The 22512-nt window shown below is 44.0% G+C and carries 37 protein-coding genes and 1 rRNA gene; 2 read left to right on the top strand and 36 right to left on the bottom strand.

The features are described from left to right. The 3 genes from HFD99_RS23250 to HFD99_RS23240 form a co-directional block, all read right to left on the bottom strand. Positions 1-69 (bottom strand): 16S ribosomal RNA (locus HFD99_RS23250); the annotation flags it as partial. A gap of 366 nt (positions 70-435) precedes the next feature. Further along, complete coding sequence (locus HFD99_RS23245) at positions 436-666, bottom strand: hypothetical protein (RefSeq protein ID WP_013312131.1); 231 nt, start codon at positions 664-666, stop codon at positions 436-438. Between the two features lie 195 nt (positions 667-861). After that, positions 862-1476, bottom strand: a complete 615-nt coding sequence (locus HFD99_RS23240) for a stage II sporulation protein M (RefSeq protein ID WP_019688706.1) — start codon at positions 1474-1476, stop codon at positions 862-864. Between the two features lie 95 nt (positions 1477-1571). Here HFD99_RS23240 and pdaB point away from each other — a divergent pair, with 95 nt between their 5' ends. Together pdaB and gerD are read left to right on the top strand one after the other, a co-directional pair. Then, positions 1572-2351, top strand: a complete 780-nt coding sequence (gene pdaB / locus HFD99_RS23235) for a polysaccharide deacetylase family sporulation protein PdaB (RefSeq protein ID WP_016818661.1) — start codon at positions 1572-1574, stop codon at positions 2349-2351. 106 nt (positions 2352-2457) lie between these two features. Next, positions 2458-3189, top strand: coding sequence for a spore germination lipoprotein GerD (gene gerD, locus HFD99_RS23230; RefSeq protein ID WP_016818660.1), 732 nt, complete (start codon positions 2458-2460; stop codon positions 3187-3189). A gap of 33 nt (positions 3190-3222) precedes the next feature. On the opposite strand, the gene HFD99_RS23225 is transcribed toward gerD, so the two are convergent. From HFD99_RS23225 to rpsS, 33 genes are all read right to left on the bottom strand, one after another. Further along, positions 3223-4329 carry an Mrp/NBP35 family ATP-binding protein gene (locus HFD99_RS23225; protein WP_017427889.1) on the bottom strand — a complete coding sequence of 369 codons (1107 nt, stop codon included), beginning with the start codon at positions 4327-4329 and terminating at the stop codon, positions 3223-3225. Positions 4330-4388: 59 nt separating this feature from the next. Continuing rightward, positions 4389-5165 carry an N-acetylmuramoyl-L-alanine amidase CwlD gene (cwlD, locus tag HFD99_RS23220; protein ID WP_017427890.1) on the bottom strand — a complete coding sequence of 259 codons (777 nt, stop codon included), beginning with the start codon at positions 5163-5165 and terminating at the stop codon, positions 4389-4391. A 68-nt stretch (positions 5166-5233) separates the two neighbouring features. Continuing rightward, complete coding sequence (gene sat / locus HFD99_RS23215; protein WP_123797685.1) at positions 5234-6403, bottom strand: sulfate adenylyltransferase; 1170 nt, start codon at positions 6401-6403, stop codon at positions 5234-5236. Between the two features lie 55 nt (positions 6404-6458). Further along, on the bottom strand, positions 6459-7151 hold the full coding sequence (locus tag HFD99_RS23210; RefSeq protein ID WP_017427891.1) for a phosphoadenylyl-sulfate reductase: 693 nt from the start codon (positions 7149-7151) through the stop codon (positions 6459-6461). Positions 7152-8313: 1162 nt separating this feature from the next. Next, a complete protein-coding gene (gene rpsI, locus HFD99_RS23205; RefSeq protein ID WP_013373250.1) occupies positions 8314-8706 on the bottom strand; it encodes a 30S ribosomal protein S9 in 393 nt (130 codons plus the stop codon). Between the two features lie 20 nt (positions 8707-8726). After that, on the bottom strand, positions 8727-9164 hold the full coding sequence (rplM, locus tag HFD99_RS23200) for a 50S ribosomal protein L13 (protein WP_013373251.1): 438 nt from the start codon (positions 9162-9164) through the stop codon (positions 8727-8729). A 183-nt stretch (positions 9165-9347) separates the two neighbouring features. Then, positions 9348-10133, bottom strand: coding sequence for a tRNA pseudouridine(38-40) synthase TruA (truA, locus tag HFD99_RS23195; protein ID WP_123797686.1), 786 nt, complete (start codon positions 10131-10133; stop codon positions 9348-9350). A 151-nt stretch (positions 10134-10284) separates the two neighbouring features. Then, complete coding sequence (gene rplQ, locus HFD99_RS23190) at positions 10285-10650, bottom strand: 50S ribosomal protein L17 (RefSeq protein WP_013373253.1); 366 nt, start codon at positions 10648-10650, stop codon at positions 10285-10287. A 34-nt stretch (positions 10651-10684) separates the two neighbouring features. After that, a complete protein-coding gene (locus tag HFD99_RS23185) occupies positions 10685-11629 on the bottom strand; it encodes a DNA-directed RNA polymerase subunit alpha (RefSeq protein WP_013373254.1) in 945 nt (314 codons plus the stop codon). 135 nt (positions 11630-11764) lie between these two features. Further along, on the bottom strand, positions 11765-12160 hold the full coding sequence (rpsK, locus tag HFD99_RS23180; protein ID WP_007432559.1) for a 30S ribosomal protein S11: 396 nt from the start codon (positions 12158-12160) through the stop codon (positions 11765-11767). 19 nt (positions 12161-12179) lie between these two features. Beyond that, entirely contained in the window at positions 12180-12548 is a 369-nt protein-coding gene (gene rpsM, locus HFD99_RS23175; RefSeq protein ID WP_007432560.1) for a 30S ribosomal protein S13, read from the bottom strand. 21 nt (positions 12549-12569) lie between these two features. Beyond that, a complete protein-coding gene (rpmJ, locus tag HFD99_RS23170) occupies positions 12570-12683 on the bottom strand; it encodes a 50S ribosomal protein L36 (RefSeq protein ID WP_003333770.1) in 114 nt (37 codons plus the stop codon). Positions 12684-12801: 118 nt separating this feature from the next. Beyond that, a complete protein-coding gene (infA, locus tag HFD99_RS23165) occupies positions 12802-13017 on the bottom strand; it encodes a translation initiation factor IF-1 (RefSeq protein ID WP_006212898.1) in 216 nt (71 codons plus the stop codon). A gap of 2 nt (positions 13018-13019) precedes the next feature. Continuing rightward, positions 13020-13328, bottom strand: coding sequence for a KOW domain-containing RNA-binding protein (locus HFD99_RS23160; RefSeq protein WP_013373256.1), 309 nt, complete (start codon positions 13326-13328; stop codon positions 13020-13022). A gap of 9 nt (positions 13329-13337) precedes the next feature. Beyond that, positions 13338-13877 carry a M24 family metallopeptidase gene (locus HFD99_RS23155; protein ID WP_123797687.1) on the bottom strand — a complete coding sequence of 180 codons (540 nt, stop codon included), beginning with the start codon at positions 13875-13877 and terminating at the stop codon, positions 13338-13340. Positions 13878-13882: 5 nt separating this feature from the next. Next, positions 13883-14527 (bottom strand): adenylate kinase, encoded by a 645-nt coding sequence (locus HFD99_RS23150; RefSeq protein ID WP_123797688.1) that lies wholly within the window; start codon positions 14525-14527, stop codon positions 13883-13885. A gap of 90 nt (positions 14528-14617) precedes the next feature. After that, a complete protein-coding gene (gene secY / locus HFD99_RS23145; RefSeq protein ID WP_013373259.1) occupies positions 14618-15916 on the bottom strand; it encodes a preprotein translocase subunit SecY in 1299 nt (432 codons plus the stop codon). Continuing rightward, positions 15916-16356: a 50S ribosomal protein L15 gene (gene rplO / locus HFD99_RS23140; RefSeq protein WP_013312149.1), complete on the bottom strand. Its 441-nt coding sequence runs from the start codon at positions 16354-16356 to the stop codon at positions 15916-15918. The genes secY and rplO overlap by 1 nt, the downstream gene beginning before the upstream one ends. A 43-nt stretch (positions 16357-16399) precedes the next feature. Continuing rightward, positions 16400-16585: a 50S ribosomal protein L30 gene (gene rpmD, locus HFD99_RS23135; RefSeq protein WP_013373260.1), complete on the bottom strand. Its 186-nt coding sequence runs from the start codon at positions 16583-16585 to the stop codon at positions 16400-16402. Positions 16586-16597: 12 nt separating this feature from the next. Then, a complete protein-coding gene (gene rpsE, locus HFD99_RS23130) occupies positions 16598-17095 on the bottom strand; it encodes a 30S ribosomal protein S5 (protein ID WP_013373261.1) in 498 nt (165 codons plus the stop codon). Positions 17096-17122: 27 nt separating this feature from the next. Further along, positions 17123-17491, bottom strand: a complete 369-nt coding sequence (gene rplR, locus HFD99_RS23125; protein WP_007432568.1) for a 50S ribosomal protein L18 — start codon at positions 17489-17491, stop codon at positions 17123-17125. 113 nt (positions 17492-17604) lie between these two features. Then, complete coding sequence (gene rplF, locus HFD99_RS23120) at positions 17605-18147, bottom strand: 50S ribosomal protein L6 (RefSeq protein WP_016818652.1); 543 nt, start codon at positions 18145-18147, stop codon at positions 17605-17607. Positions 18148-18180: 33 nt separating this feature from the next. Continuing rightward, on the bottom strand, positions 18181-18579 hold the full coding sequence (gene rpsH, locus HFD99_RS23115) for a 30S ribosomal protein S8 (protein ID WP_007432570.1): 399 nt from the start codon (positions 18577-18579) through the stop codon (positions 18181-18183). A 32-nt stretch (positions 18580-18611) separates the two neighbouring features. Then, positions 18612-18797: a type Z 30S ribosomal protein S14 gene (locus HFD99_RS23110; RefSeq protein ID WP_010348808.1), complete on the bottom strand. Its 186-nt coding sequence runs from the start codon at positions 18795-18797 to the stop codon at positions 18612-18614. Between the two features lie 75 nt (positions 18798-18872). Then, positions 18873-19418 (bottom strand): 50S ribosomal protein L5, encoded by a 546-nt coding sequence (gene rplE, locus HFD99_RS23105; protein WP_007432571.1) that lies wholly within the window; start codon positions 19416-19418, stop codon positions 18873-18875. A 31-nt stretch (positions 19419-19449) separates the two neighbouring features. Next, entirely contained in the window at positions 19450-19803 is a 354-nt protein-coding gene (rplX, locus tag HFD99_RS23100) for a 50S ribosomal protein L24 (protein ID WP_013312155.1), read from the bottom strand. 36 nt (positions 19804-19839) lie between these two features. Next, positions 19840-20208: a 50S ribosomal protein L14 gene (rplN, locus tag HFD99_RS23095; RefSeq protein ID WP_007432573.1), complete on the bottom strand. Its 369-nt coding sequence runs from the start codon at positions 20206-20208 to the stop codon at positions 19840-19842. A 34-nt stretch (positions 20209-20242) separates the two neighbouring features. Beyond that, positions 20243-20506, bottom strand: a complete 264-nt coding sequence (gene rpsQ, locus HFD99_RS23090; RefSeq protein WP_007432574.1) for a 30S ribosomal protein S17 — start codon at positions 20504-20506, stop codon at positions 20243-20245. Positions 20507-20556: 50 nt separating this feature from the next. Beyond that, positions 20557-20754: a 50S ribosomal protein L29 gene (gene rpmC / locus HFD99_RS23085; RefSeq protein WP_007432575.1), complete on the bottom strand. Its 198-nt coding sequence runs from the start codon at positions 20752-20754 to the stop codon at positions 20557-20559. Next, on the bottom strand, positions 20744-21178 hold the full coding sequence (gene rplP, locus HFD99_RS23080; protein ID WP_007432576.1) for a 50S ribosomal protein L16: 435 nt from the start codon (positions 21176-21178) through the stop codon (positions 20744-20746). Before rplP ends, rpmC begins: the two co-directional genes overlap by 11 nt. Positions 21179-21180: 2 nt before the next feature. Then, positions 21181-21846 (bottom strand): 30S ribosomal protein S3, encoded by a 666-nt coding sequence (rpsC, locus tag HFD99_RS23075; protein WP_007432577.1) that lies wholly within the window; start codon positions 21844-21846, stop codon positions 21181-21183. A 13-nt stretch (positions 21847-21859) separates the two neighbouring features. Beyond that, positions 21860-22192 carry a 50S ribosomal protein L22 gene (gene rplV, locus HFD99_RS23070; protein WP_007432578.1) on the bottom strand — a complete coding sequence of 111 codons (333 nt, stop codon included), beginning with the start codon at positions 22190-22192 and terminating at the stop codon, positions 21860-21862. Positions 22193-22227: 35 nt separating this feature from the next. Then, entirely contained in the window at positions 22228-22506 is a 279-nt protein-coding gene (rpsS, locus tag HFD99_RS23065; protein WP_007432579.1) for a 30S ribosomal protein S19, read from the bottom strand. Positions 22507-22512: the final 6 nt, after the last annotated feature.

The following is a 22512-nucleotide window of genomic DNA, read 5'->3' as shown; positions in this document are numbered from 1 at the left end:
CCGCTCGACTTGCATGTATTAGGCACGCCGCCAGCGTTCGTCCTGAGCCAGGATCAAACTCTCCATTAAAGACCAACGAAAGTTGGTTTATAGAAAGAGCGATTAGCTCATTTTGAAACTGACGAGATAAAATATCTCTTTGTTTGATTTTGCGAACAAAATCGGTTTACTCACTCGTTGTTCAGTTTTCAAAGATCAAACCTTCATTATATCTCACTTTACTTCATCACCGTATCTCAGCGGCGACTTTTATAATATATCATCTCTTTTTGAATTTTGCAAGAGTTTTTTTAAATTCTTTTTTCGAGCAAATCCTTCAAAAAGGAACGAAAGTTAATTTAACATGAATATTGAATAGAGTCAATACTTTTTTTGATATCAGAAAGTATATTTACTTCCTGATATCTCGGTTTGATATAGTTCTTCTTTATCTTTTTATTGTTTGGTTTGCGGGACACGGCCTCTGCGTGCATATTTGGATAGTTCCTTGGCGGGTGCAAAACGGGCATACATGCGGAAAACTGTTTTATATCGAAGTGCTATAGCATAACGGATATCCTGGTCCAATCGGGTATCACTCATGTCAAGCAGCATTTCATCTAGTTCCTTACGAAGAACGTAGTCAAGTTCTTTGCATTCTTTTTCGTTAAACAGCATTCCCAACATATGACCATACTCCCTTATCAGCAGATTATATAGTACTTATATTTGCTCAATTAATTGTTCCAAACTTTACCTGTTTTTAAACTCAACTGCTAAGGTTTCAAACTTACTCCAAGTAATCTTTAATGCTTTTCTTTACGCTCTCCCCTTTGTTATGTTCAATTTTCGGGAAATATATAAATAATTGGCCATATTATTTTAATGCGACAATAAACGATAAGTTATGCCGCTCTCAATCGCAGCTGCTATAAATAGAAAGATGACAGACCATATTGACACGGTCAACGTTTGTTTCAAAAAAACCTCCCACGATGGGCCAGTACCTTTGCGTTTTAGTCCTATGCTTGTACCTAGGGTAGATATTATATTGACCCCAAACTTCAAACCGAAGGCACAGGCGATAATCAAAACAGGCAATTCAATTACACCATGAGGCAATAATCCTTTTACGACAATTTCATACATACTTCTTCCCATATCTGTCTGCAGGTGTACTACAAAACCTAAAACCATTCCGTTCACAATCAAAAATATAAACGGTACGATTCCAAAAAGAGCTCCGGTATATATTACTAGCACGCATTTGATTGCATTGTTGAAAAAGATAAACACAAAAAAACTCCATTGTGGATGCTCAGAGTTCTGCAATCGTTGTGCCACTCCCCCCAGTCCCTCCATTTGTCGTGCCAACATAGACTGAATAACACCTGTACTTAGCCATCCCACTACAATACTTGCGCAGAAAAAAAGTGCAGCGATCAAAATTAGCCGTCTTGTCGTGCGTAAATCATAAAAAAATGCTCTTAGTCCCATTTGTTGATTCCTCCTATTAGTCCAATGGAATAATTGACAACCCCTGGCATAGCTTTAAGTAAACAAGCACTTCTAGGATGAAAGGGGCATTAACCATGAATTCTTTTTTCTATGTATTGAACGGCAAAAAAATTAAACGATTCTTGATCGTAATGGCAGCGGCCGTCTTTACTGCCGGGGTCATTTATGTAGAAACCGATAATGTTACGGTTTTTTCCGAGGAAGCGCCAACTGCCGTTTACAGTGTGCCTACGGATAAAAAGCTGATCGCTCTCACATTCGACATTAGCTGGGGTGATAAGCGTACTGCCCCCATTTTAAAAGTTCTCGAAGATAAAAAAGTGACCAAGTCCACCTTTTTTCTTTCTGCCCCTTGGAGCAAAACACACCCAGAACTCGTGAATCAAATTAAAGAAAGCGGATTTGAGATTGGCAGTCATGGCCATAAACACGAAAACTATAGCAGCTTAAGCGATGAAGAGATTCGTAAGCAGATTTCAACGGCTCATACCACATTAACCGAGCTGACTGGACAATCCCCGAAGTTAATCCGTATGCCTAATGGTGACTTTGACAAAAGGGTACTTCAAGTTGCCAGCACTTTAGGCTACAAAACCATTCAATGGGATACTGACTCCCTGGACTGGAAAAACCCTGGTACGCAGGTCATAATCGACCGTGTTGTAAATAAAGCACATCCCGGTGATATCGTCCTTCTTCATGCCAGTGATTCTTGTAAACAAACTCATGAAGCGTTGCCCATCATTATCGACAAGTTGCGGGCACAAGGCTATGAATTTGTGACTGTATCCGAACTGCTTCAACAAGGTACAGTAAAAGGTAAAGAGGTTCGCGATCAAGCTCTGGGTCTTTAAGGAGTTATTTTACATCGTTCTCAGCTAAAAACCAAAAGCAACTCGACATATTTCTCCCCAATCATCCGCATACTATCCACATTCATGATAAAGGAGGAATACGGCCATGAATTGGACTCGTTTGCGATTTGTTAGCATGGTATGCGTACTGGGCGTTGCACTGAGCGGCTGCGGCTCGGATCAGGGTTCTGCACCTCCCCAGAACAGTTATAAAGAGATGAAAACGATGGTGGTTGATATCCTGAAAAGTGATGATGGAAAAAAAGCCGTAGAAGAAGCCTTAACCGGGGAAAAAGAGGGACAATCCGGTCAAAGTGGTGGAGGAGGTGGATCTGGAGGCAGCATGGGAATGAAAATGCTTATGTCCACACAATCCGCTGAACAGATGAAAATTGCAGTAAAAGATACTTTGATCTCACCTGAATATAAAAAAGAAATCGAAAAAATTATGACTGATCCGCGTTTTGCCGGGGAATTTGCCAAAGCCATCAACAGTCAAAGCAAACAGCTTCATATGCAGCTTATAAAAGACCCTTCTTACCAAAAATCAATTGAAGAGATGCTAAAATCGCCAGAACTGACCAAGATGTATATGGACTTAACTAAAACCCCGGAATATCGCAAACAATCTATGACAGTCATGCATGATGCTATGCAGAATCCGATTTTTCGGCTTGAGGTCATGAATTTACTCAAAACTGTTGTGCAAGAAGAACTTCAACCTAAGGTTGAGAAAAAAGGCGGAGAGCAAGGTGGATCCGGGGATCAAAAGCAAGATGGTGGTGGTGGTGAAGGAGAACAAGGTGGTGGTGAAGGAGGTCAAGGAGGAGGTCAGTAAAAAAAAGGCTGGTTCAACAACCAGCCTTTTTTATTATTCAGATTCCATGTGCAACCCGGTAATTTGGGCGGCTATATCATTATAAATAGCTCCTGTCGCCGACTCCGATTTATATACGGATGGAGAAAAATCGGCTTCTGACGGATGATTATCTGGGATACCCAGCGGAATTTGTGCCAAAAGTTTCGTATGAAGTGTTTCTGCCAACATAGCCCCGCCTCCCCGTCCAAAAACATAGTCTTTTTCTCCAGTGGAGGACACATAATAGGACATGTTCTCCACGACGCCTATGACCTTATGATCCGTTTGAAGGGCCATTGCCCCTGCACGTGCAGCTACAAAAGCTGCCGTCGCATGCGGAGTAGTGACAATGATTTCTTCACTCTGCGGAATCATTTGATGTACGTCAAGCGCTACATCACCAGTACCTGGTGGTAAATCGAGTATCATATAGTCCAGCTTGCCCCATTCGACATCACTAAAAAACTGTCTAAGCATTCTCCCCAGCATGGGACCTCTCCAAATAACAGGATTGTTTTCTCTCACAAAAAAGCCCATGGACATGATTTTGATACCAAATCGTTCCACTGGCTGAATGATACCATCTTCGACAGAAGGTACGTCCTCTACCCCAAGCATATCCGGCACACTGAATCCATAGATATCAGCATCAATTAAACCCACTCGCTTACCCTGTCTGGCTAGAGCTGCCGCCAAATTCACAGCTACTGTCGATTTTCCGACACCACCTTTTCCGCTTGCAATGGCAATAAATCGTACGCCAGATGCTGGATGAAGCAGCTCATGTTCTTCCATACCGACAGCATGTCCTTTGGTCAAAACCGGATCAGCTACCTCCTCGGTATCCTCTCCATTTTGTATAGCTGACTTTTCAGACTCAGATGCCTCACGAATACGAATATGCACGTGACTTAATCCCGCCTTTTCTAACGTCTGCCGGATTTCCCGATCCAGTTCCGTTCGAGTCTCTTCTTGGCTATCCAGGGTAATAGCAGTCAATGATACCCGATCCTCTTTAACAACCACATCCCGAATAAAATGCAGGTCAACCAAACGGCGTCCCGTTTGAGGCTCTCGCACTTGCTGAAGTAGCTCTATAACTTGCTCTCTCGATTGCATGAATAATCAGCACCTCTGCTTTATTGATTTACGTAGTGGTAAACACTTACAGTATACCACTATCTGACTTCAGGTGCTGATGAGGTTCCCTTTTCCCCGGCACTGTAACGCAAAATACCTTTATATATAGATGCAGCCACTTGTCTCTGATAGTTCTCGTCACTGAGTCGTCTGGCTTCTTCTGGATGGGACAAAAATCCGACTTCTACAAGAGCTGCTGGCATTTTGAGTGCCTTTAATAAATAGACGGTGTTTACGGTCTTAGCTACTCTGTCCGTATTTTCCAGGTTGCGCTTGATTTCTTCCTGAATTAAGGATGCCAAATTCTCGTTATCTGCATGATTAGGTACGAAAAAGGTCTGGGCTCCACTCCAACGGCTCGACGGGATACTGTTCATATGAATACTTAAAAAGAGGTCCGCTTGCTGCTCCTCAATCATACGTACCCGTTGCTTTAAATCCTCCGTTTTTCTTCTGGAATAGCCTTTTGTTTCTTGCTGCGCCAGATCGCGGTCATCCTCGCGTGTCATGACGACAACAGCTCCTGCTTGCTGCAAATAATCCCGCAAATAAAAAGCGATCGCCAAGTTAATATCCTTTTCAATGACTCCCTCTTTGCTAACTGCTCCTCCATCAGGTCCTCCGTGTCCGGCATCTATAGCAATTACCTTACCAGTAAGCGGTAGACTCCAATGAATCCATGCTCTCGAAGCAGGTATCTCATACAATGTCAGCATGATGAATAGAACAGCGAGACAACAGCCTAACAGCATTTTTTGCAGCGTCTGATAGCGAATCCACAGTGTGACCTCTTTTTTACGATTGTTTTTTTGCATAACAAAACGCCTCCGTCCTATACAGATACTAATAATCTATATGGGACGAGGCGTGTAGTTAGTACAACTCAGGCATGAACATATTCTTTCATACCTTCAATCAGCACTTGAGCGACTTCTGGGCGTGTAAATTCCGGTGGCGGACAAACCCCGGAGCGTAATAATTCCCTCACTTTGGTGCCAGAGAGCGTCAAATGATGCTCCTTGGGATGTGGGCATGTTTTACTTGAGGCCATATTTCCACATTGGGTGCAGTAAAAGCTGTGTTCAAAAAACAACGGGGTAATCCCCAGCTCTTCAGGTGTAAAGTGCTTGAAAATTTCCTGCGCTTCATAGGTACCGTAATAGTCCCCTACACCCGCATGATCTCTTCCGACAATAAAATGAGTGCAGCCGAAGTTCTTCCGCACAATAGCATGGAAAATGGCCTCTCTAGGACCAGCGTATCGCATGGCAGCAGGAAAGACCCCCAGAAAGGCTCGATCAGCCGGATAATAGTTGTCCAGCAACACTAGATAGCTCTTCATACGCACATCTGCTGGAACGTCATCTGACTTGGTCTCTCCAACAAGTGGATTTAGAAATAAAGCATCCACAATTTCCATCGCGCTTTTTTGGATGTACTCATGTGCCCGATGTACCGGATTTCTTGTTTGAAAACCGACCACTGTCTTCCAGCCCTTTTCAGCAAAATGGCTACGTGTCTGTGCTGGTGTGTAATAAAATTCGCTAAATTGAGTAGGTTTGGGTCGATTCAGCACTTGCACCGTTCCACCTACATAGGTAGCAGGTCGATCTAACAATTTATTTACGCCAGGATGGGCCGGGTCAGCCGTCTTGAATACACATCTGGCTTCCTCTGCCTGGTCAACCTGATAAATACTCTCAATATCAAGTACAGCATAGATGATACCATCTGTTTCCCCCACCAAAGCCACCTGCTGACCTAGTTTCAGTTCACTGGCTATGGTTTCTACTACTGCAAGAGTAATGGGAATACTCCAGACTGTACCATCAGCAAGACGCATATCCATTACCACTGAACGATAATCTGACTCATTCATAAATCCCGTCAATGGAGAAAAGGCACCTACTCCAATTAAATCCAGATCAGAAATCGTCCATGAGTTTACAGGGATAGGAAACAATTCACCTGCAGCCTGCAACAGTGCTTCTTGCTGCGGTCCAGTTATATTTCTATCAACGAGCGTTCCGCCATGCGGAAGAATTGCAGTCATGATGCACTTCCTTTCTATTCATAAATAAGTCTCAGAGCTACCTACATACCATTTTTTATTGGTGGAGCCCACACTCCGTTTTCTCATTGCCTGACCAACGGCCAGCACGTGGATCTTCACCTGGCAGGACTTCACGTGTGCATTGCTCACAGCCAATACTGGGAAAATTACGGTCATGCAATGGATTATACAATACATCATGAGTGCGAATATAGTTCCATACATCCTCGGAAGTCCAGCTTGCCAAGGGGTTAAATTTAACGAGACCAAACTTTTCATCATACTCTACCTTTTTTGCATTCGCACGCGTAGGAGCCTGATCGCGACGGATACCAGTAATCCAAGCATCATATTGAGACAGAATGCGTGTCAGCGGCTCAACCTTGCGTATACCACAGCATGCATTAGGATTTGATTTCCACAGCTCCTCTCCATGCTCCGCAGCTTGCTCTTCTGGAGTGATTAAGGGAGAGACTCTAACAAAATCCAAATTGTATCTAGCTTTCATCTGATCACGCGTATCATAAGTTTCTTGAAAATGAAAGTCAGTATCCAAGTAAAAAATATCGGTAGAAGGGCTAATTCTTTGTAGCATATCTACTAGTACTACATCTTCTGCTCCGAAGCTACAAGCAAAGGTGAGGTTGGGAAATGTCTGAACAGCATATTGGATAATTTCTTCAGGCGTGGCCTCTTCCAGTTCACTTGCCTTGACTCTAATCAACGCTTCTTTCTCCAATAAATTCATTATTAATGCGCCTCCATCTATGAAGATTCATAAATAAGCGATACTTCAATACCGACTAAACTAATGAGATTAAGTACAGTATAAAACTTTCATATTCAATGTCAATCCAAGTAAAATCGTCATACTGTAAACATTTATCATCCCGCATGAAGCAGGAACGTTGTTCTGTCAGCATTCTTAAACGCTCTCCTGCATATCCAACCAAGTTCAGTGGCTATATATAAAATATTCTTATACCAAACGTTTAAAAATTGCCTTAGATTGCTTAATAACTAAAAGTAACTAGTTATAGCAGAGGGTATGCCTGAACGTAAGTATTTCAGGTCAACGAAGATGCTTTCTCCATCCACCCGAGACAAAGATATACCCGCTACGCGGTTGCCATCGTAATCCTGAATAGGTTTGGTTATTGTGATCAGGTAGAAATATCTGAGGATAAAAGCGTCCTTCCTTAGAGCCATGATTATCCTTGGATTTGGTCAAGGAAATATAATTAGGGTTCGGTCGTCATATTTACATTTGCATTCAAAGATGAAGCATACGTGGTCGTGCTCAGCTCAAGGTAAACCAGCTCTGACTATAAGGTTTACATCCGAAGAATCCCACTACTAAATCGGGAGCTCTGATGCTAATCGTGCTTCTATTAAGGAATATTACAAAGAAATAGCACCCAGATCGATAATAAGCCTCTCAACACTCCTATAGCGCTCACAGAGGCCCTCCCTGAGAAATTAAAGCATTCAGATATACAGATAGCCCTTAACGTAACTGGAGCCCTATTTTAGCCCATTCTGAATGGTTAAAAATACTCACATCATCATCGCTGCAATTACGGAAGCCGAGGAGATGGGCAGTACCAAGCTAAAGATTGCTCTGCAAAAATTCCCTGATCTTTTTAATTAGTCACAGGTTGTGAACATTACAGGATAAACTGTGTTGAAATAGCAAACTATATTTGTGCATAAGTATACCGATCTTAGTTACATCGTGGATAACTTACGTATTCCAGATAGTATATGCACTTATTTATGTATCGCAGGGCAGACGTAGCCATAAAATTCTAGTGTAGAACCATTTATCCACATGTGGTTAATGTGCAGCAAATGATCTAAATAAAAAAGAACCCTTTCCATAAGGAAAAGGTTCTTCTGTATTCGAAATATTAACGTTTCGAGAACTGTGGTGCACGACGAGCGGCTTTGAGACCGTATTTTTTACGTTCTTTCATACGTGGGTCACGAGTCAAGAATCCTGCTTTTTTCAAAGCTGGACGGAATTCTGGATCTGCTTTCAACAGAGCACGGGAAATACCGTGGCGAATTGCGCCTGCTTGACCAGAGATACCACCACCATGAGCGATAACGAGTACGTCATAGCTACCAAGTGTTTCTGTCAGGTTCAGTGGTTGTTTTACGATCAGTTTGAGAGTTTCCAAACCGAAATATTCATTAATATCACGCTTATTGATGACAATGCGTCCTTCACCCGGTACGAGACGAACACGAGCTACCGAATGTTTACGACGACCTGTCCCATAGTATTGTACTTGTGCCATGAAACTGTCCTCCCTTTTAATTATCCGCGAAGTTCGTAAACTTCAGGTTTTTGTGCTGCATGTGGATGCTCTGTACCTCTGTAAGCTTTAAGTCTCAGCTTCATTTTGTCGCCTTGACGAGTTTTAGGAAGCATACCGTGAACAGCCAATTCCAACATACGTTCAGGTTTGTTCTTAACCATATCTTGTGCAACTGTTACTTTCAGACCACCTGGGTGCAGGGAGTGACGATAGTATTTTTTGTTCTCCATTTTTTTACCGGTCAATACGATTTTCTCCGCATTGATTACAACAACAAAATCACCTGTGTCCACATGTGGTGTAAACTGTGGCTTGTGTTTGCCGCGAATCAACGCAGCCGCTTCGCTTGCCAGACGGCCGAGCGTTTTGCCTTCGGCATCAATGATGTGCCAATTGCGCTCAACTTCATTTGGCTTCGCCATATACGTAGTACGCATGAAAAGTATCCTCCTTAAGTTCGTTAACAGAAATCATCATTTATCTTCGTTCGTTAAGTTGCTGCATTATCGATGGATTAGATGTTGCTATAAAGTGATTATCTTAATTGGGGCTGTGGGAAAGCCATTAAGAAAACACAACTTTTATATTACAGGATAACCATCAATTCTGCAAGGGAAAAATCAATGTTTTTTGATGTTTTCTTCGTACTCTACATTCCAGAGCATTAAAGCGTGTCCAACGGCTGTAGGGCCAGCCTTTGAACGGTTTTTTGCTTCCAAAATGGAAGGAATATCATCCGGCGATTTTTTGCCTTCTCCCACTTCCAGCAAAGTCCCCATTATAATCCGAACCATGTGCTGCAAAAATCCGCTACCTGTAATATAAGTATGAATAATTCCCTGATCGTCCGACCCTGGACGTGAAAAGGAATGGTCTACCGTTATATAGGCTTCGTAAATAGTGCGAACATGATTCGTCTTTTGGGAACGTCGAGATGCGAACGAAGTATAGTCAAAGGTGCCCACTAAATGAGCCAACCCCTTTTCCATCGCTCTTACATCCAGACTCGTTGGATGATGGGCCTGTGTACGACGGTGAAAGATGTCTGGAAACCGGTTCGCATTAATACTGTACCGATACGTCTTCCGCTTCGCCATGCGGCGTGCATGAAAGGACAGTGGCACCTCTCTCGCATCCGTAACGATGATATCACGAGGCAGCCAGGCATTAAGTGCCAGACACCAGCGATGTATCGGAATCGGCGATTCAGTATGAAAATTGAATACCTGCCCGTATGCATGCACACCTGCATCTGTACGTCCTGAGCCCGTAATTTTAAGACGTTCGCCCGTCAATGAGTATATAGCATTTTCAAGACAGTCCTGAATGGTGTTGCCACTAGGCTGCGTCTGAAAGCCATCATAGTGGGTTCCATCATAGTTCACCTTCATGCACAAGTTCCGCATGCTTCTCACACCTTTGCAGGGGTATTCTCTGGTCTTACAGGAAATAACCGAACATAACAAAGGAGAAGCCCCTCAAGGACTCCTCCAAGAGAAAAAAAGGGTTGTTCAGAATCAAGCCGATTCTGTCCACCCTTCCCTCATCTTCGCCTGTTTACGCGCGGTCAACCAATTCCAGATATACCATTGGAGCGGCGTCGCCACGACGAGGTCCCAGTTTCAAGATACGAGTGTATCCACCTGGACGCTCATTGTAACGTGTAGCCAATTCGCTAAACAGCTTTTGGATTGCATCCTGCTCACCATCCAAAGTTTCACGGCGAACGAACGCAGCCACTTGACGACGTGCGTGCAGATCTCCTTTTTTCGCTTTGGTGATCAGTTTTTCAGCAATAGAACGAACTTCTTTCGCTTTAGCCTCAGTAGTTTGGATACGCTCATACAAGAACAGATCGGTTACCAAATCACGAAACAAAGCTTTACGGGCACTGGAATTACGGCCCAATTTTTGGTATGCCATGTAGTTTCCCCTCCTTCACAAAAACGTTGCTGTGCTATTCTTCCGTACGAAGTCCTAAACCAAGTTCCTCGAGCTTCTCTTGTACTTCTTCCAAAGATTTGCGACCCAAGTTACGGACCTTCATCATATCTTCTTCAGATTTAGTCGTGAGTTCTTGTACCGTATTGATACCAGCGCGCTTAAGGCAGTTATAGGAACGGACGGAGAGATCCAGCTCTTCGATCGTCATTTCAAGAACTTTTTCTTTCTTGTCTTCTTCTTTTTCGACCATAATCTCTGCATCTTTTGCTTCATCCGTGAGACCCACGAATAGCATCACATGCTCGGTCAAAATTTTGGCTCCAAGGCTCACAGCTTCTTCAGGACGAATAGTTCCGTCTGTCCAAACCTCAAGTGTCAGCTTGTCATAATTCGTAACCTGGCCGACACGCGTATTTTCTACGCCGTAGTTCACGCGTGCAATCGGAGTGTAGATGGAGTCGACGGGAATGACGCCGATCGGCTGGTCATCACGTTTATTCCGATCCTGCTTAACGTAACCGCGACCGCGATTGGCAAAAATACGCATGTGAAGTCTCGAACCCGGTCCGAGCGTTGCAATGTGAAGATCCGGATTAAGAATTTCCACATCGCTATCCGCACGGATATCACCTGCCGTTACAACTCCTTCGCCTTCCGCATCGATTTCGAGTACTTTCTCTTCATCTGAGTGGATTTTAAGCGATAAAGCTTTCAAGTTCAGAATGATCTCCGTTACGTCTTCCTTCACACCGGGAACCGTTGCAAACTCGTGCAGAACCCCATCGATCTGAACCGATGTGACTGCTGCCCCCGGTAACGAGGATAACAGAATACGGCGAAGCGAGTTCCCCAGCGTCGTACCGTATCCGCGTTCCAGCGGTTCTACTACGAATTTTCCATAGGTGCCATCATCATTGACGTCAACCGTCTCAATTTTCGGCTTTTCGATTTCTATCACTGCAATATCCCTCCTTCAAAACGTCGCTCCTATATGAAACATTCACCTTATCCATAGTCTATCATGCAGTATACCTAAACATCCATTCTTGGCAGTTTGTGCCGGATCTATACTACACGCAGAGGAGAAATCTCATTAGACGCGACGACGTTTTGGAGGACGGCATCCGTTATGAGGTACCGGAGTTACGTCTTTGATCAGGTTAACTTCCAGACCAGCAGCTTGCAAAGAGCGGATTGCTGCTTCGCGACCTGCACCAGGTCCTTTAACCATGACTTCGACTGTCTTCATGCCGTGTTCCATAGCAGCTTTAGCAGCAGTTTCTGCGGCCATTTGCGCTGCGAATGGAGTAGATTTACGGGAACCACGGAATCCCATGCCGCCTGAGCTGGCCCAAGAGATTGCGTTACCGTGTGGGTCTGTGATCGTAACGATCGTGTTGTTGAACGTGGAACGGATGTGTGCCACGCCACTCTCGATATTTTTACGGTCACGGCGTTTTGTGCGTACAACTTTTTTCGGTTTAGCCATTGAATGTTATCCTCCCTTCTTATTTCTTCTTGTTCGCTACAGTCCGACGAGGACCTTTACGGGTACGAGCATTAGTTTTAGTACGTTGTCCGCGAACAGGCAATCCACGACGGTGACGAACACCACGGTAGCAGCCAATCTCAGTCAGACGTTTAATATTCAAGGAAATTTCACGACGCAGATCGCCTTCTACTTTAACTTCTTTGTCGATCGTTTCACGTAATTTGCTCACTTCATCTTCAGTCAAATCACGAACACGCGTGTTTGCACTGATGCCTGTTTCCTTCAAAATTTTCTGAGAAGTCGTCTTACCGATTCCGAAAATGTAAGTCAAGGCGATCTCAACGCGTTTGTCACGTGGCAAATCCACACCAGCTATACGAGCCATTTTACGCTACACCCCCTTCTATTAACCTTGTTTTTGTTTGTGTTTCGGATTTTCGCAAATAACCATTACATTCCCTTTGCGGCGAATGACTTTGCATTTCTCGCAAATAGGTTTTACAGAAGGTCTTACCTTCATGTTGATTACCTCCTCCAAGCTTTACCCTGGTAAAACTCGCTTCGTGAACATTCACATCGTTTTGCCGAGCAAAACAAGTTTTTTTAAATGACGTACGTTTAATAAAAACCTGCATGAATTACTTGCGGTACGTTATACGGCCTTTGGTTAAATCGTAAGGCGATAACTGTACAACCACCTTGTCGCCTGTCAAAATACGGATAAAGTGCATCCGCAGCTTTCCGGAAACATGAGCAAGAATTTGATGACCGTTCTCCAGCTCTACCTTGAACGTAGCGTTCGGCAGTGGCTCGATTACCGTACCTTCAACCTCAATGACATCTTCTTTGGCCAAAGTCAGTCTCCTTTCTCTTCAGCTTGGTATTCGGACGAGTCCAGGAAAGTTTTCACTGCATGCCGCAGTTTTCCGTTCGTCACCCGACCGCTTTCGTTTAAACTATTTACAATCTCGCTACTAATCTTTGGCTGAGGTACCAAATGAAGAACATTTTTCTTCTTCGCTTGATCAAACTTTCGTTTATCCCCATCCGCAATATACACAAACCTGCTATCTGCTATTGAAACGACAACCGCAATCTGTCCGGCACCTCTGCCCTTCAGAATCTTCACCAGCTGACCGATTTGCAGGTTTCCTTGCTGATTCATTCCAATCACCTACGCACTCAGTTTCGTGAAAATGTCCATGCCGTCCGCTTCGCACGTCACCACTTGCTCAAAATGAGTACAAGTGATTACGTTCATCGTAACGACCGTCCAGTTGTCTTCCAGCGTCCCTACAAGGCGAGCACCTATTGGAATCATTGATTCAATAGCCAGCACAATGCCGATTTTCAGCCTCGGCCCCTGCTCAGGAATACCACGGTTTGGATTCTCAATATATTGCCGAATGGCATGCGACATTGTAAACTGGCGAGTTTTCGTAATGACATCGCCTTTGTTTAACTTGCGTTTGCCGGGAAATCCGTGCACCAGTTGTTCGTTGACTGAAGCGCAAATGCTAGCAGGAAAACCGTTATAACCTTTAAAAGACGGCACAGCTCCCTGACTGCGAATATACCGATCAGCTAAATGATCAAGTTCACCGGTCGTAATACCGGGCTCGATGTGTCCTGCTAAGAAATAACTCGTTGCCGAATTCATTTTCCTAGCTTTCCTCATAAAGCTTGATTCCGTCCCCGACTTGCAAATGATCATTACAGCTAACCCCGCAACAAGGACACGATATTTTGGGAAACCACATCAATATCCTGTTCTCCGTCAATATGACGCAGAAGATTCTGGTTCTCATAAAACGTGAGGAGTGGTGCTGTTTTATTACTATATTCGTCAAGTCGTGTTCTTACGCTATCTTCGTTATCGTCAGGACGCTGATAGAGTTCACCACCGTCTTTATCGCAAATGCCTTCAACCTTAGGAGGATTAAAGACAATATGATAGCTAGCTCCGCAGCTTTTACAAACTCGCCGTCCTGTGATTCGTGCCAACAAGTTGTCACGATCCACTTTCAGGTTGATGACATCATCCAGCTTCGTATTCAAACGGCCCAAAATTTGATCCAAGGCTTCAGCTTGAGCTAAAGTTCTTGGAAAACCATCCAGCAAGAAACCTTTCTTGCAATCAGGCTGCTGCAGCCGTTCTTCAACGATACCGATTGTTACATCATCCGGAACAAGTTCACCCTTGTCAATATACTCTCTGGCTTTAATGCCAATAGGTGTTCCCTGTTTCATCGCTAGGCGAAAAGCATCACCTGTCGAGATATGAGGAATGCCGAACTCCTTCACAATGACATCTGCTTGTGTACCTTTACCAGCCCCCGGAGGGCCCATGATCAAAATATTCACAATCTGTCACTCCTCAAGACGACCCCTACACAAGAAACAGCACAAAAGGTGCCGGTAAGCATGCGAACATCCTATGCCGGTACCTATTGCCTATTTGTTGATGAAGCCTTTGTAATGGCGTTTGATCAGTTGGCTTTCGATTTGCTTCATCGTATCCAATGCTACACCAATAATGATGAGCAATGAAGTACCGCCAATTTGCACGGAACGAGGCAAGCCCGAAAGCGAACCGAAGAATACCGGCAAAACGGATATGACTGCCAGGAACAAAGCTCCTGTCATTGTCAAACGTGACATTACTCGTGTCAAGTATTTCTCCGTGGCTTTACCTGGGCGAATGCCTGGGATATAACCGCCGTTTTTCTTCATATTGTCGGCCATTTGCTGCGGATTCATCTGTACAAAGGTATAGAAGAATGTGAAACCGATAATCATTACGACATACAAAACCATGCCCAGTGGCTTGTCATAATACAAGTAAGTGGTAATCCACTTAGCCCAAGCATGATCTGCCCAGAAACTCGCAATAATTGTCGGGAATTGCAGCAATGATACCGCAAAGATTACCGGAATAACGCCTGCCGCATTAATTTTCATCGGAATATGCGTATTCTGGCCACCGTACATTTTGTTGCCAACTACACGTTTTGCGTATTGTACTGGAATTTTCCGAATACCTTGCTGGATGTAGATAACACCAACGATAATCAGAACAACCACCAAGGCAATGATAATTGCCTTCAGAATATTCATAAACAGCTGATCTGCTTGAATAAACTGAGATTCTACAATCGTCCGAATATGTCTTGGAATACCTGCCGCGATCCCTGCAAAGATTACAATAGAGATACCATTACCGATTCCCTTTTCGGTAATTTGCTCACCGAGCCACATAAGGAACGTAGTTCCTGCAGTAAGCACAATGGCAATAACCAGATAATCAGCAAAAGTAGCACCTGGAATCATCGCTGCACCGTACAGTCGATTAAATCCAATCGACGTTCCGAATGCTTGGATTAAGCCCAGTATTACAGTACCATACCGTGTAATTTGAGCCAATTTCTTTTTACCATGCTCTCCTTGTTTAGCCCATTCCGCAAGTTTCGGAATCACGTCCATTGACAGCAACTGTACAATGATGGACGCTGTAATATATGGCATAATCCCGAGGGCGAAGATCGAAAACTGATACAACGCGCCCCCTGAGAAGGTGTTAAGGAGTCCAAACAACTCGCTTCCTGCCTGATCCTGAGAAGTAAAGACTTGCTTATTCACACCGGGAACCGGCACGAAGGAGCCAATACGATATACAAAGAGTATAAACAGGGTAAACAGGATTCGGGTTCTAAGATCCTCAACCCGCCATATATTTTTCAGGGTCTTGAACATTAGATCACCTCGGTTTTACCGCCGGCAGCTTCAATTTTCTCTACCGCAGATTGAGAGAACTTGTTCGCTTTAACTGTCAATTTCACAGTGATTTCACCGTTACCCAGAATTTTAATTCCGGATTTCGCGTTCTTCACAATACCATTGTTCAGCAAAAACTCAGGGCTTACTTCTGTACCCGCTGCAAAACTGTTCAAATCTTCGATATTCAAAACCGCATACTCTTTACGAGTAGGATTTACGAAACCGCGTTTAGGCAAGCGACGATACAGTGGGTTTTGACCACCCTCGAAGCCCGGACGTACACCACCGCCGGAACGAGCGTTTTGACCCTTATGACCACGACCAGAAGTTTTACCCGTACCGCTACTAGGACCACGACCCAAACGTTTACGTTCTTTGCGGGAGCCTGGAGCCGGGGAAAGCTCATGTAACTTCATCGTTCGTTGCACCTCCTTGATTATTGTTAAAATACTTTATTTCTTAAGCCTCGATTTCTTTAACAGAAACCAAATGGCTAACTTGATTAATCATCCCGCGAATTGCTGCATTGTCGGGTTGAACTACTTTATGGTTGATTTTACGCAAGCCGAGCGTTTTAACAGTCGTTCTCTGAGTACCAGGACGGCCGATCAACGAACGAACGAGGGTAATTTCTAATTTCGCCATGATATTCCCTCCTTAGCCCAGCAGCTCTTCGATGGATTTGCCGCGCAATTTAGCAACATCTTCAGCGCGTTTCAAGCGGGACAAACCTTCCAAAGTCGCATTGACCATATTCATGGAATTCGAAGAACCCAAAGATTTTGTCAAGATATCACCTACACCAGCAAGTTCCAGAACTGCACGAACTGGACCACCAGCGATAACCCCAGTACCTTCCGATGCCGGTTTCAACAGAACCCGGCCAGCACCGAACTTACCTGTAACAAGGTGAGGAATTGTTGTGCCTACGAGTGGAACGTGAACCAGGTTTTTCTTAGCATCTTCAATACCTTTGCGAATCGCATCAGGTACTTCGCCCGCTTTACCGATTCCAGCGCCTACCCAGCCGTTGCCGTCGCCCACTACTACCAGAGCACTGAAGCTAAAACGGCGTCCGCCTTTGACAACTTTAGCTACACGATTAATATTTACTACTCTTTCAGTCAGTTCCAAAGTATTCGGATCTACACGCAAGTCGTTAACCTCCTTTTGAGAAATGTCTTAGAATTCAAGGCCTGCTTCGCGAGCTGCATCAGCCAAAGCTTGAATCCGTCCATGATACAAGTATCCACCACGATCAAATACGATGTTAGCATGGCCTTTTTCTTTCGCACGTTTAGCAACGAGTTCGCCAACCTTGCGAGCTGCTTCTACACTACCACCGTTTTTGATTTCGCTGCTCAGTTCTTTATCCATAGTGGATGCAGAAACCAATGTTACACCAGCAACATCATCAATCAGTTGTGCGTAGATATGCTTGGAAGAGCGGAATACGTTCAAACGAGGACGTACAGCCGTACCTTCGATTTTCTTACGTACACGCAGATGTCTTCTGACACGTGCTTTATTTTTATCTTGTTTTGTAATCATCTCAAGTTTTCACTCCCTTCAGTTTGCCTTTTAAAACTTTATACTAAGACGCACTGGGTAAAAAAGAGTACAAGTCTTTCCAGTAGAAAGACCGCACAAAGTCGGTAAGAAACTTATTTCTTCTTACCGGCTTTACCTTCTTTACGGATGATGCGCTCGCCTTCGTATTTAATCCCTTTACCTTTGTACGGTTCAGGTTCACGAACGGAACGAATCTTAGCAGCATAGGCACCTACACGCTCTTTATCAATTCCGCGAACGATAATTTTAGTGTTCGAAGGAACTTCGAACTCGATGCCCGCTTCCGGTGTAATTTCAACCGGGTGAGAGTATCCAACGTTCAGAACGATTTTATCTCCGGATTTGCTTGCACGATATCCGACCCCAACCAGCTCCAGAGATTTTGAAAAACCTTCAGTTACACCACTTACCATGTTATTGACAACGCTGCGGGTTGTTCCATGCAAAGAGCGGTGAAGTTTATTGTCCGAAGGACGAACTACATTAATTTCATTATTTTCCACAGTAACGGACATGTCTTTATGAAGCTCACGAGTCAATGTTCCTTTAGGACCTTTAACTGTGATCACTGTGTTGTTCAAAGTCACGTCAACACCACTTGGTACTGTGATTGGTTTACGACCAATACGGGACATATCTGTTGCACCTCCTATCTTTTAAACGTTAAATTACCAAACGTAGCAAACCACTTCTCCGCCGGCTTTGGACTGACGCGCTTCTTTGTCGGTCATGATACCTTTGGATGTTGAAATGATTGCGATCCCGAGTCCACCCAATACGCGTGGAATCTCATTGCTCTTCGTGTAAACGCGAAGACCTGGTTTACTGATTCTTTTCAAACCTGTGATAACACGCTCGTTGTTCGCACCGTATTTCAAGAAAATACGGATGATCCCTTGTTTGCTATCTTCAACAAATTCCGCATCACGAATGAATCCTTCACGTTTCAGGATGTCGGCGATTTGTTTTTTCATTGTAGATGCAGGCATTTCTACTGTTTCGTGGCGAACAGTGTTCGCGTTACGAATACGAGTAAGCATATCTGCAATTGGATCAGACATAGTCATTGTGTATAAACCTCCTTCCCAAACAGGACTTTTTACCAGCTTGCTTTTTTCACGCCAGGAATCTGGCCTTTATAAGCTAATTCACGGAAGCAAATTCTGCAGATCTTAAACTTTTGCAGCACCGAATGTGGACGACCACAACGTTCGCAACGAGTATAAGCACGAACTTTAAACTTTGGTGCGCGTTGTTGTTTGACTTTCATTGAAGTTTTTGCCACTTAGCCTGACACCTCCTAAATAGTTTCGGAGAACAGGGTGTCTTTAAATCAGACGCCCGAAACGTTATGCCAACATTATTTCGCGAAAGGCATGCCCAGCTGAGTCAGAAGCTCACGGGACTCTTCGTCAGTCTTGGCAGTCGTTACGATAACGATGTCCATACCACGAACTTTATCAACTTGATCATACTCGATTTCCGGGAAGATCAACTGTTCTTTCAGACCAAGCGTGTAGTTACCACGTCCGTCGAAAGCTTTTGTTGATACACCATGGAAGTCACGTACGCGAGGAAGTGTAATGTTGAACAATTTGTCCAAGAAATAATACATACGCTCGCCACGAAGTGTTACCTTTACACCGATCGGCATGTTTTCACGCAATTTAAAACCTGCGATAGATTTTTTCGCGCGAGTGATAACTGGTTTTTGACCAGCGATCAGCTGCATGTCGTTGAGAGCCGAATCAAGCACTTTGGAGTTTTGGACTGCGTCGCCAACACCCATGTTGATTACAACTTTCTCGATTTTAGGCACTTGCATCACTGTTGTATAGTTGAACTTCTGCATCAAAGCAGGAGTGATTTCTTTCAAGAAACGTTCTTTCATTCTTGTTGTTGCCATGAATCATAGTCCTCCTTTCTTCAAAAAATAATTAGTCGATCACTTCGCCTGAACGTTTTGCAATGCGCACTTTTTTTCCGTTGTCCAAAACCTTGTAACCCACACGAGTTACTTTTCCGCTCTTCGGATCAATGTGCATAACGTTGGAAACGTGAATCGGAGCTTCTTTCTCGATGATGCCGCCTTGTGGATTCAGCTGATTAGGCTTTTGGTGTTTTTTAATCATGTTAACACCTTCCACAAGCACACGGTTTTGACGAGGGTAAGCAGCGATAACGCGACCTTTTTTACCTTTATCTTTACCTGTAATCACCAGAACAGTGTCGTCTTTTTTGACGTGCAGCTTGTTGTTATGGGATTCCAGAACTTTTTTCACTTTTGGCATTTCGTACACCTCCTACGGGCACATTTTAAGGTGAATTTAGATCACTTCCGGAGCCAAGGAAACGATTTTCATGAAGTCCTTGTCACGAAGTTCGCGAGCAACTGGTCCGAAAATACGAGTACCGCGTGGGCTCTTGTCTTCTTTAACGACCACTGCTGCGTTCTCATCAAATCCGATGTAGGAACCGTCTTTACGGCGGATAGAACGTTTAGTGCGAACGACAACCGCTCTTACTACATCACCCTTTTTGACAACGCCGCCTGGTGTTGCTTGTTTTACGGAACAAACGATCAGGTCACCAATTTGAGCTGTACGACGTCCCGTACCACCGAGCACACGGATACACATCAGTTCCTTCGCGCCGGAATTGTCAGCTACAGTCAAACGTGTAAATGGTTGAATCATTTATTTATCCTCCTTTCGGAAAAACTACACTACATTAGATTATAACAGCTTTTTCAACGATTTCGACCAGTCTCCAGTTTTTGTCTTTGGACAAAGGACGAGTTTCCATGATTTTAACAGTATCACCGATTTGTGCAGTGTTGTTTTCATCATGAGCTTTGAATTTTTTAGTCACTTTAATGCGTTTATGATAGAGATCATGTTTTTTGTAAGTTTCTACAGCAATCACAATCGTTTTATCCATTTTGTCGCTGACTACTTTACCGACTAATACTTTACGGGCATTACGTTCGCTCATTGTTGGCCTCCTTCCTAATTACAGGCGGAATTTCCACCCGGTCTAATATCTTAGCTAATCCCAAGTTCTCTTTCACGGATCACAGTTTTAGCACGAGCAATTTCCTTACGCACAGCACCGATCCGAGTCGGGTTATCAAGCTGACCGGTAGCGAGTTGAAAACGAAGGTTGAAAAGTTCTTCTTTAAAACCAGAGATCTTTTGTTCGATTTCAGCAGTGGTAAGGTTGCGGAATTCACTAGCCTTCATTTGCTTCACCACCCAATTCTTCACGTTTCACAAACTTAGTTTTGATTGGCAGTTTGTGAGCGGCAAGACGCATTGCTTCACGAGCAATCTCTTCCGGTACACCAGCAAGTTCAAACATGATCTTACCTGGTTTCACTACTGCAACCCATTTTTCTACGTTACCTTTACCACTACCCATACGAACCTCAAGAGGCTTTTGAGTAATTGGTTTGTCAGGGAATATTTTAATCCAAACCTTACCACCACGTTTGATGTAACGAGTCATCGCAATACGAGCAGCTTCGATTTGACGGTTAGTGATCCATGCTGGTTCAGTAGCTTGCAAACCGTACTCACCGAAATTCAGTGTAGTACCGCCTTTTGCACGACCCTTCATATGACCACGTTGTTGTTTACGATGTTTTACGCGTTTAGGTACCAACATGATTAGTTGCCTCCTTCCTGAGGAGCTTGTTTCTTAGCTGGAGGAAGAACCTCTCCACGATAGATCCATACTTTTACGCCAAGACGGCCATAAGTAGTATGAGCCTCTGCTGTACCGTAGTCGATGTCAGCACGAAGCGTATGCAGTGGAACAGTTCCTTCGCTGTATCCTTCGGAACGAGCGATTTCGGCACCGCCAAGACGTCCGCCTACTTGAGTTTTAATTCCTTTTGCACCGGAACGCATAGTTCTTTGAATTGCTTGTTTCAACGCACGACGGAAAGAAACACGACGTTCCAATTGTTGTGCAATGCTTTCAGCAACAAGAATTGCATCCAGTTCAGGATTTTTAATTTCAGAGATATTGATGTGTACCTTTTTACCGCCTGCGATTTTAGTGATTTCATTACGCAGATTTTCAACTTCGGAACCACCCTTACCGATAACCATACCTGGTTTCGCAGTGTGAATCGTTACGTTGACACGGTTAGCTGCTCTCTCGATTTCAACACGGGATACAGCGGAGTCTTTCAATCTTTTCTTCAGATGCTCACGAATCTTAACGTCTTCTAGCAAAAGATCACCGAAATCTTTGCCTGCATACCATTTGGATTCCCAATCACGAATAATACCGATTCGGAGTCCGACGGGATTTACCTTTTGGCCCACACGTTTTCCCTCCTTATTTTTCAGATACCACCAGAGTAATATGACTGGTGCGTTTATTGATGCGGCTTGCACGACCCATTGCACGCGGGCGGAACCGTTTCATTGTAGGACCTTGGTTTACAAAAACCTCAGACACTACCAATTTATTTACGTCCATGGAGTAGTTGTGATCTGCATTTGCGATAGCAGAATTCAGCAATTTCTCAACGACTGGAGAAGCGGATTTCGGAGTGTGACGAAGAATTGCAATCGCCTCACCTACCTGCTTGCCACGAATCAAATCGATAACAAGTTTCACTTTGCGAGCGGAAATCCGCACGGATTTAGCATGTGCTTTTGCTTCCATTGAGTTACCTCCTCTCAAACACTACGCTGTGTTGATTATCTTCTTGTTTTCTTATCGTCATCCGTATGGCCTTTGTACGTACGCGTTGGAGCGAATTCGCCCAATTTGTGTCCAACCATATCTTCCGTTACGTATACAGGCACGTGTTTACGACCATCATATACACCAAACGTGTGTCCGATAAATTGCGGGAAAATTGTAGAGCGACGGGACCAAGTTTTGATCACGACTTTTTTGTCAGACTCGTTCAAAACCTCTACTTTTTTCAACAGGTAACCATCAATAAATGGTCCTTTTTTGAGACTGCGACCCATTTGTGA

This window comes from Paenibacillus sp. EKM301P, from assembly GCF_011800295.1.
GTDB lineage: Bacteria > Bacillota > Bacilli > Paenibacillales > Paenibacillaceae > Paenibacillus > Paenibacillus polymyxa.
The sequence above is the reverse complement of the archived record's forward strand: the minus strand, read 5'-3'. Positions and strand labels throughout refer to the sequence as shown.

Coding starts and splice junctions, on each gene's coding strand:
- HFD99_RS23245 (WP_013312131.1), bottom strand. CDS start 666: ATGTTGGGAATGCTGTTTAACGAAAAAGAATGCAAAGAACTTGACTAC.
- HFD99_RS23240 (WP_019688706.1), bottom strand. CDS start 1,476: ATGGGACTAAGAGCATTTTTTTATGATTTACGCACGACAAGACGGCTA.
- pdaB (WP_016818661.1), top strand. CDS start 1,572: ATGAATTCTTTTTTCTATGTATTGAACGGCAAAAAAATTAAACGATTC.
- gerD (WP_016818660.1), top strand. CDS start 2,458: ATGAATTGGACTCGTTTGCGATTTGTTAGCATGGTATGCGTACTGGGC.
- HFD99_RS23225 (WP_017427889.1), bottom strand. CDS start 4,329: ATGCAATCGAGAGAGCAAGTTATAGAGCTACTTCAGCAAGTGCGAGAG.
- cwlD (WP_017427890.1), bottom strand. CDS start 5,165: ATGCAAAAAAACAATCGTAAAAAAGAGGTCACACTGTGGATTCGCTAT.
- sat (WP_123797685.1), bottom strand. CDS start 6,403: ATGACTGCAATTCTTCCGCATGGCGGAACGCTCGTTGATAGAAATATA.
- HFD99_RS23210 (WP_017427891.1), bottom strand. CDS start 7,151: ATGAATTTATTGGAGAAAGAAGCGTTGATTAGAGTCAAGGCAAGTGAA.
- rpsI (WP_013373250.1), bottom strand. CDS start 8,706: ATGGCACAAGTACAATACTATGGGACAGGTCGTCGTAAACATTCGGTA.
- rplM (WP_013373251.1), bottom strand. CDS start 9,164: ATGCGTACTACGTATATGGCGAAGCCAAATGAAGTTGAGCGCAATTGG.
- truA (WP_123797686.1), bottom strand. CDS start 10,133: ATGCGGAACTTGTGCATGAAGGTGAACTATGATGGAACCCACTATGAT.
- rplQ (WP_013373253.1), bottom strand. CDS start 10,650: ATGGCATACCAAAAATTGGGCCGTAATTCCAGTGCCCGTAAAGCTTTG.
- rpsK (WP_007432559.1), bottom strand. CDS start 12,160: ATGGCTAAACCGAAAAAAGTTGTACGCACAAAACGCCGTGACCGTAAA.
- rpsM (WP_007432560.1), bottom strand. CDS start 12,548: ATGGCTCGTATAGCTGGTGTGGATTTGCCACGTGACAAACGCGTTGAG.
- rpmJ (WP_003333770.1), bottom strand. CDS start 12,683: ATGAAGGTAAGACCTTCTGTAAAACCTATTTGCGAGAAATGCAAAGTC.
- HFD99_RS23160 (WP_013373256.1), bottom strand. CDS start 13,328: ATGAATCAGCAAGGAAACCTGCAAATCGGTCAGCTGGTGAAGATTCTG.
- HFD99_RS23155 (WP_123797687.1), bottom strand. CDS start 13,877: ATGATCATTTGCAAGTCGGGGACGGAATCAAGCTTTATGAGGAAAGCT.
- secY (WP_013373259.1), bottom strand. CDS start 15,916: ATGTTCAAGACCCTGAAAAATATATGGCGGGTTGAGGATCTTAGAACC.
- rplO (WP_013312149.1), bottom strand. CDS start 16,356: ATGAAGTTACATGAGCTTTCCCCGGCTCCAGGCTCCCGCAAAGAACGT.
- rpmD (WP_013373260.1), bottom strand. CDS start 16,585: ATGGCGAAATTAGAAATTACCCTCGTTCGTTCGTTGATCGGCCGTCCT.
- rplR (WP_007432568.1), bottom strand. CDS start 17,491: ATGATTACAAAACAAGATAAAAATAAAGCACGTGTCAGAAGACATCTG.
- rplF (WP_016818652.1), bottom strand. CDS start 18,147: ATGTCCCGTATTGGTCGTAAACCAATCACAGTACCAAGTGGTGTTGAC.
- rpsH (WP_007432570.1), bottom strand. CDS start 18,579: ATGACTATGTCTGATCCAATTGCAGATATGCTTACTCGTATTCGTAAC.
- rplE (WP_007432571.1), bottom strand. CDS start 19,418: ATGGCAACAACAAGAATGAAAGAACGTTTCTTGAAAGAAATCACTCCT.
- rplX (WP_013312155.1), bottom strand. CDS start 19,803: ATGCCAAAAGTGAAAAAAGTTCTGGAATCCCATAACAACAAGCTGCAC.
- rplN (WP_007432573.1), bottom strand. CDS start 20,208: ATGATTCAACCATTTACACGTTTGACTGTAGCTGACAATTCCGGCGCG.
- rpsQ (WP_007432574.1), bottom strand. CDS start 20,506: ATGAGCGAACGTAATGCCCGTAAAGTATTAGTCGGTAAAGTAGTCAGC.
- rpmC (WP_007432575.1), bottom strand. CDS start 20,754: ATGAAGGCTAGTGAATTCCGCAACCTTACCACTGCTGAAATCGAACAA.
- rplP (WP_007432576.1), bottom strand. CDS start 21,178: ATGTTGGTACCTAAACGCGTAAAACATCGTAAACAACAACGTGGTCAT.
- rplV (WP_007432578.1), bottom strand. CDS start 22,192: ATGGAAGCAAAAGCACATGCTAAATCCGTGCGGATTTCCGCTCGCAAA.
- rpsS (WP_007432579.1), bottom strand. CDS start 22,506: ATGGGTCGCAGTCTCAAAAAAGGACCATTTATTGATGGTTACCTGTTG.